This is a genomic window from Yoonia sp. R2-816 (genome assembly GCF_046762905.1).
Taxonomy (GTDB): Bacteria; Pseudomonadota; Alphaproteobacteria; order Rhodobacterales; family Rhodobacteraceae; genus Yoonia.
In genome coordinates this window covers 1-5,830 of sequence record NZ_JBKQXN010000142.1, presented here as the reverse complement: position 1 = coordinate 5,830, position 5,830 = coordinate 1, and the positions used below count along the sequence as shown (strand labels likewise).

The 5,830-nt window shown below is 55.1% G+C and carries 3 protein-coding genes and 3 pseudogenes; all 6 read left to right on the top strand.

The genetic code is table 11. The features are described from left to right. A pseudogene (locus ACFWW2_RS04780) lies at positions 1–129 on the top strand (IS3 family transposase); the annotation flags it as partial. A 1,062-nt stretch (positions 130–1,191) separates the two neighbouring features. Then, a complete protein-coding gene (locus tag ACFWW2_RS04775; RefSeq protein WP_393926600.1) occupies positions 1,192–1,908 on the top strand; it encodes a hypothetical protein in 717 nt (238 codons plus the stop codon). Positions 1,909–2,022: 114 nt separating this feature from the next. Then, positions 2,023–2,226, top strand: coding sequence for a hypothetical protein (locus tag ACFWW2_RS04770; protein WP_393926599.1), 204 nt, complete (start codon positions 2,023–2,025; stop codon positions 2,224–2,226). A 243-nt stretch (positions 2,227–2,469) separates the two neighbouring features. Next, a complete protein-coding gene (locus tag ACFWW2_RS04765; protein WP_393926598.1) occupies positions 2,470–2,700 on the top strand; it encodes a hypothetical protein in 231 nt (76 codons plus the stop codon). Continuing rightward, positions 2,624–2,872 (top strand): annotated as a pseudogene (locus ACFWW2_RS04760) (IS481 family transposase); the annotation flags it as partial. The gene ACFWW2_RS04765 and the pseudogene ACFWW2_RS04760, both read left to right, overlap by 77 nt. A gap of 558 nt (positions 2,873–3,430) precedes the next feature. Next, a pseudogene (locus ACFWW2_RS04755) lies at positions 3,431–5,830 on the top strand (hypothetical protein); the annotation flags it as partial.

Below are 5,830 nucleotides of genomic sequence, written 5' to 3'. Positions count from 1 at the left end.
ATGGCCACCCTCGGCTGGGTCGATTGGTTCAACAACCGGCGCCTGCTTGGCCCCATCGGAAACATCCCGCCAGCAGAGGCTGAACAGAACTTCTATGCACAGCACGACGTGCTCGATATGGTCGCATGAAATGAAGCTATAGGTCTCCGGTGAAACCGGGGCGATTCATACGACTGGCCGCGAAACGTGGGTTCGCAAGGCCGCAGTCGCCGCAGCGCGCAAGATTGCGGTGTTGATGCTGACACTGTGAAAAAGGACACCGACTTCAAATGGACAAAGGAAGCCACTGCTTGATCTAAATACCCGCCCGGCGAAGCGGGGAGCCAAGTCCCGACGGGACGGAGGTTGATCTATCTCGTTTTGAAGGGTGGGGATGCGGAGAAAACCGCATACCTCGCGAAAAACATTGGAGACGTCCACCGACGGAAACCATCATGAGGCGCAATTCCCGTGACCTCGCAGAGAACCATGCCCCAGACGGACAGGAAAATGACCCGCTTGACAATGCCGCAAACAGAGAACTCTTCCTTGATTGATGCCCGAACTGCAGAGTCGGATGCTGTTGGCGGGCAATTGCTTCGGGGTTCGGTCAGAACTACGGTAGGCGCGCAAAAACGCAACACCCAAAAAGTGTCTTGGCTTGCGAACACCAACAAAAGCATTTGCCGACGCACGAAGAAAACTAGAATAGTGAAGTGGTCGTACCTTTTCGGACAGGTTTGCAGCGTTTCTAATCTAATTTAACTTCACAAGTTGGGACCCGGCGTTACTCAGTCGAAAGACCGTCTGCCGAGAGGTATCGTAGCGCGGTGCAAGCGACGAGATACTTCCCCCTCCGGCAAGGTCCGCGCGCACCTCAGCCAGAGCTTCGCTATTCAGGGGGGCGACCAAGGCGCCCTCACGCACGCCACAACCTGCGCCTTGAGCATATTCACCAACGCCTCGCGCCTGAAGCATGATCAACGAACCGCCCTAGCTTCAAAACGACCTCAGCCAATGAGTGCAACAGTCTCCTTGGAACACCTATGAATAGAGCGGTTCTATCAAACCATTGTTTTTTAGTATTTTATTTCGACAACCAGCCTTGATTAATATGGAATCATCTTCTCCTAAGTAGAGGCAATCTTGACTTTGTCACGTGTTCCGCCGCCACCTTACACTCGCGCAACGTCTTCGATTTGGGGTGGCCGTTTGACCAAGTTCAAGGGTCAGGTGGCAAGCATTGCACCAAACCTTTCAGTTGTGGTGACCCTTGCGATGCTGTTCGCTGGCAGCGCGACCCAGAGCGTGGTACGCGCTCAGTCCACCGACAGCAGGCCAAGCCGAAATGGGCAAGGTGACGTCGCATGTGCTGTTAACAGCTACCTGAATAGCATCGCTTATGCCGAATCAGATGTGCTCAATCTGATACATAACGATGCTGGCACCGTGGCCGGCGAAGATGATGTTTCAATAGAAATGAATGACGGCACGGTTTCCATAGCATGGCCAGCAAGGTCTGCAAATCCTTTCGGACGATATGCGAAGATCGACAATGAGACGGGTGACTTCACGGCAAACGTGGAAGTGACTGGAGGCATATTCAAGACGAGCGGTGATGATGTCCATGGAATTTCTGCGCGCACTGCTGGCCATGGCAATACAACGGCGCGCATGATCGACGGGACTGTCAAATCAGGCGGTGTTGATCCCAACAGTATTGTTCGGCGGTTCAGTCAGTCGGCTGGGATCAATCAAAAATTCCCCAACATAGAAATACGACCTCTGTTTTTATTGAGGACGTGTAGAGCGGGAGGAGAGCTCCTTTCCATCCCAAACCCAAGAGGCAGGCAACATAGTGGTCTGATCTCGAAAACCCGGCTGGAGGCAATCCAGCCTCAACAAGAGAAGTTATCCAATGAACTGTAATCTGGAAACCGCCATGGCTGACTGTAACAGCTTCGGCAGTGGTTGGTGGCCGCATCTTGGCGTCAGCCCAGAATTCTTGAACAATATCAGAAGTTTTATAGAGGATTGACAGACATGAAACTGAAAGTTTTTGCCGTTGGTGCAATTGCCCCTATTCTTGCTGCATGCTCGCAGCCGGAAGAACCCGCGCCGGTGGCGCCAACGCCGATTTACATCACACCAGAGTACGACAAACTCGGCGCACCTAGTTGCCCGGCGAACACAGAGCTGGCCATAGTCGAGGCGGGTAGGAGTGTCTGTAAACCTACCACATCGTAAACAATTTATGGGCGGTTTTGCTGAAAGCCGCCCGTACGTATCGTCCAGATGAACTGCACATGTGGACGTTTGTTCCCCTTGTAGGCGGTCTGAGGATCGCGGCAACGGTTGCAGCCGTTCTGCCATGGGCCGAAACGATCCAACTGTCGGGTTTTTCGTAAGCGTCCGATGAACCCGACCTAACGGCGTCGTGGAGAGTGATCTAAGTGTCCACCATCGATAGTGGACACCATGAGGCACCCTATGAGCAGGCGGAAGAAGCGGTTTTGGGCCGATGAAGTCAAATCGCAGGCTCTGCTGATCGAGAAGCTCAAACATCAACTGGCAGGACAGAACCGTCATCGGGTTGGCGTGCGTTCCGAGAGCCTGGATCAGTTCAACCTGACCTTCGAGGAAGCGCGCCAGTTGGGAGCTTCAGCAGAAGGGCATCATGGTGTCGTCCTCGGGCGTCCGGTCGATCTGGCTGCGCAATGACCTTGAGACCATGAAAAAGCGGTTCAAAGCACTGGAGGCCCGCGCCGCCCAGGAGGGCATCCTGCTGACCGAAGACCAGATGGCCGCGCTGGAAAAGGCCAAGCAGAAAAAGGAAGCCCACAGTGAGATAGAGAGCCATCATCCTGGCTACCTTGGCTCGCAGGACACCTACAAATAATCGCCCTGCGGGCAATTCTCTACGAACAAGGCCACAGCTTCCCGATAGGAATGGTACAACTCAAGCGCATCAAGGATTTGCTAGATGATCGCTGAGCGAACGGTTTGGATCAATGCAAAAACCAGCAAGAGCAAATCTCCCTCATCGCAGACCGATGTCGCGCGGCGGTTGCAAACAATCCCGGGTTTTGGGCCGCTGACCTCATCATAGCTGATGCCTATTGAAGTATAGTGTCAGAGTATTTCTCAATACAGCAAGTGGGTCCTATTATTGGGTAAGAAGTGAATGACTTGGCCACCCGAATGCTCGATAAAAAATCGCCCATATCCGCAATAAATTCAGCCTGTTACTTGCAGGCCGGACGGCGCGAAAGCAGCGCGGCCGATCTCCGACGTGGTCCGCTTCTGGTTGGGGCTGTCACAACACCTCTGGCCGAAGTCAATCTCAATGCCTGCATTTATGCCCCCCAACTGAACGCCTAGTGGGCAGGACGGTGCCTTTCCCGATCCTGTTCAAACATGTTGGCGATGACCCACACAGGAGTATTTTAGAATGACAATCGATCCCTTGGACCCGCAGCCCGCTCCTCGCCCGCGCAACGTCTCGGCTCGAGGCGGTCGTTTGACCAAGTTCAAGGGTCAGGTGGCGAGCATTGCGCCGGGCCTTTTGGTATTGGCGAGTGCTGCGGTGATGTTCTCCGGCAGTGCGGCTCAGGCGGACAATGAGTGCGGTAGCCCGACTAACGGCGTCGTTTTTTCATGCGGCGCTGGCACCTATAACAATGGCATCAAATATACTGATGTGCCTGGGTACAGGCTGAATCTGAATAATGTCACCGTCAACAAGCTGGGTGCCGGCCAGGGGGTGCAGGCGAAGGGGGTGGAGGTAGGGGGTAATGAGACTGATGCTCAAATAGCCGCGAGGGCTGTTCGTGCGCGAAACTCAACTGATATTGTTGTGAATCTGAACAGCGGCACAATTAGCACGGAGGCCGTTAATGGTATGGGGATTATTGCCGAGCACGTTCACCTGGAGAGTAACGCTGACACGTTCGTAAACGTAGGTACAAGTACACCAGGGGTGGTCACCAGAATCACTACAAACGGCAAGCAATCTCATGGGGCTGTGGCGGGCAATAAGGGTGGCGGCAATGCGCGTGTTGTGATGGAGGGTGAGGATACGAAAATTAACATTACTGGGAAATACGCTATTGATGAGGAAACTGGTAATATCGTGACGCAGGGTCGGGGGCTTTGGGCAACTATCACCAACACAGGCCGGGGCAGCGCGACCGTGGAGATGAAGGGCGGCGAAATCACCACTGACCATACGCGTTCGTTCGCGATTTATTCGAGTGTCAAAAATCAGCAAAGCGACGCCATGGCGAAGGCGACCATGTCTGGCGGGGAGATCATAACAAAGGGTCACCGTGCCTATGGAATGTGGGTGGAGACGGCAGGCACTGGCAGGGCGGAAGCAATAATGACGGGTGGCAAGATCACCACGGAGGCCGCCACGGACGAAGCTTCTGCTACTCGTCTAGGATTAAGTTTCAAACCGAACAATACGTACGGGATTTGGGCGTTTATCGAGGCGAACGCGACGATCGACGCAGATAAGGCGGTGGCGCTTGCGAAAATGAGCGGCGGGGAGATCATAACAAAGAGTGATGTTGGCTTTGGGATTGTGGCGAGCTCCAACGGCAGTGGCACGGTGAAAGTGAAAGTGACGAGCGACAGCAAGGTCACCACGGAGGGGAAAGATGCCCATGCGGTTTATGCGTGGAGCTATAACAGGGGGAACAAAACGGCGACGGCGGTAGTAGACGATACAGCTAGTATCGAGACTTCCGGTGACGGAGCTTATGGGGTTTCTGCGAACCACACGGTCCATGGCGCTGCGAGCGTGGAAATGCATGGCGGCACAGTCACCACGAAGGGGAAAGAAGCGCATGGGCTTAACGCGTTTTCAGCATCCGCGACGGCAAGTGTCCATTTGAGCGGCATCGTCACGGTTTCCGGAGAGGATGCAGACGGGATCCGTGCTGAGGGTGCGACAGGCTTTGACATAAGCGTCAACGGGTCCGTGACGGGCGGAACTGGCAACGGCGCAGCGATCCGAACGATCTCCCGCTCCGGTCTCCCCGGTGTCAAGAGGGAGATCAGGATCAACGGCAACGCCGTTGTGAATGGTACGGCGTCTGGTCTTGCCATAGAAGACGGGGATGGCGATACGACGATCGACTCGTGGGGGGAAATCACCGGTGATATTCGTCTTGGGGCGGGAGACGATACCCTGAAGCTGAACAATGGCAGCTTCACTGGTGATATTTATGCCGGTGCGGGCAATGATACCGTCGCTATTCACACCGTAACCCTCGGTGAGGGGCGCTATATTCTGGACGGCGGGGTGGGCGGTAATGATAAGCTGACGTTCGTTGGTTCGCTCAATGACCCGATAAACATGAATTCCACAGAGACTCACCTCAGTAACTGGGAGCGTGTCGAGGTGGATATGGGCCTGTCCATCGACGCGACGTCTACGTTCCGCGCAACTGGTCGGGAAGGGGGCACCCCCACCGGGGCGATGATTGCGGGTCAAGTGGCCACCGCGTCTGGTGGCGGCCTGACCATCGCCGGTGACGTGATCAATGATGGCTCTGTAATTTTGGACGTGCAGGACGGGGCGACGGGGGATGTGATCACCATAGACGGCGATTACACCGGGTCGGGAAGAAGCGTTTTTGCCCTGGACACGGTGATTGATGGCAATGGTGCGGACACTGATCAGCTTGTCATCACCGGCGACATTTCGGGTGAGATGATGCTGTCTATTGCGGGCCTGGACAGCGCCGGTGCTGCGGACGCCCCGCTTGTGATGGACGTGGTCACTGTTGGCAGAGCGTCTGAGGGGACGTTCACCCTGATGGACGGCAACTATGTCACTGCGGAC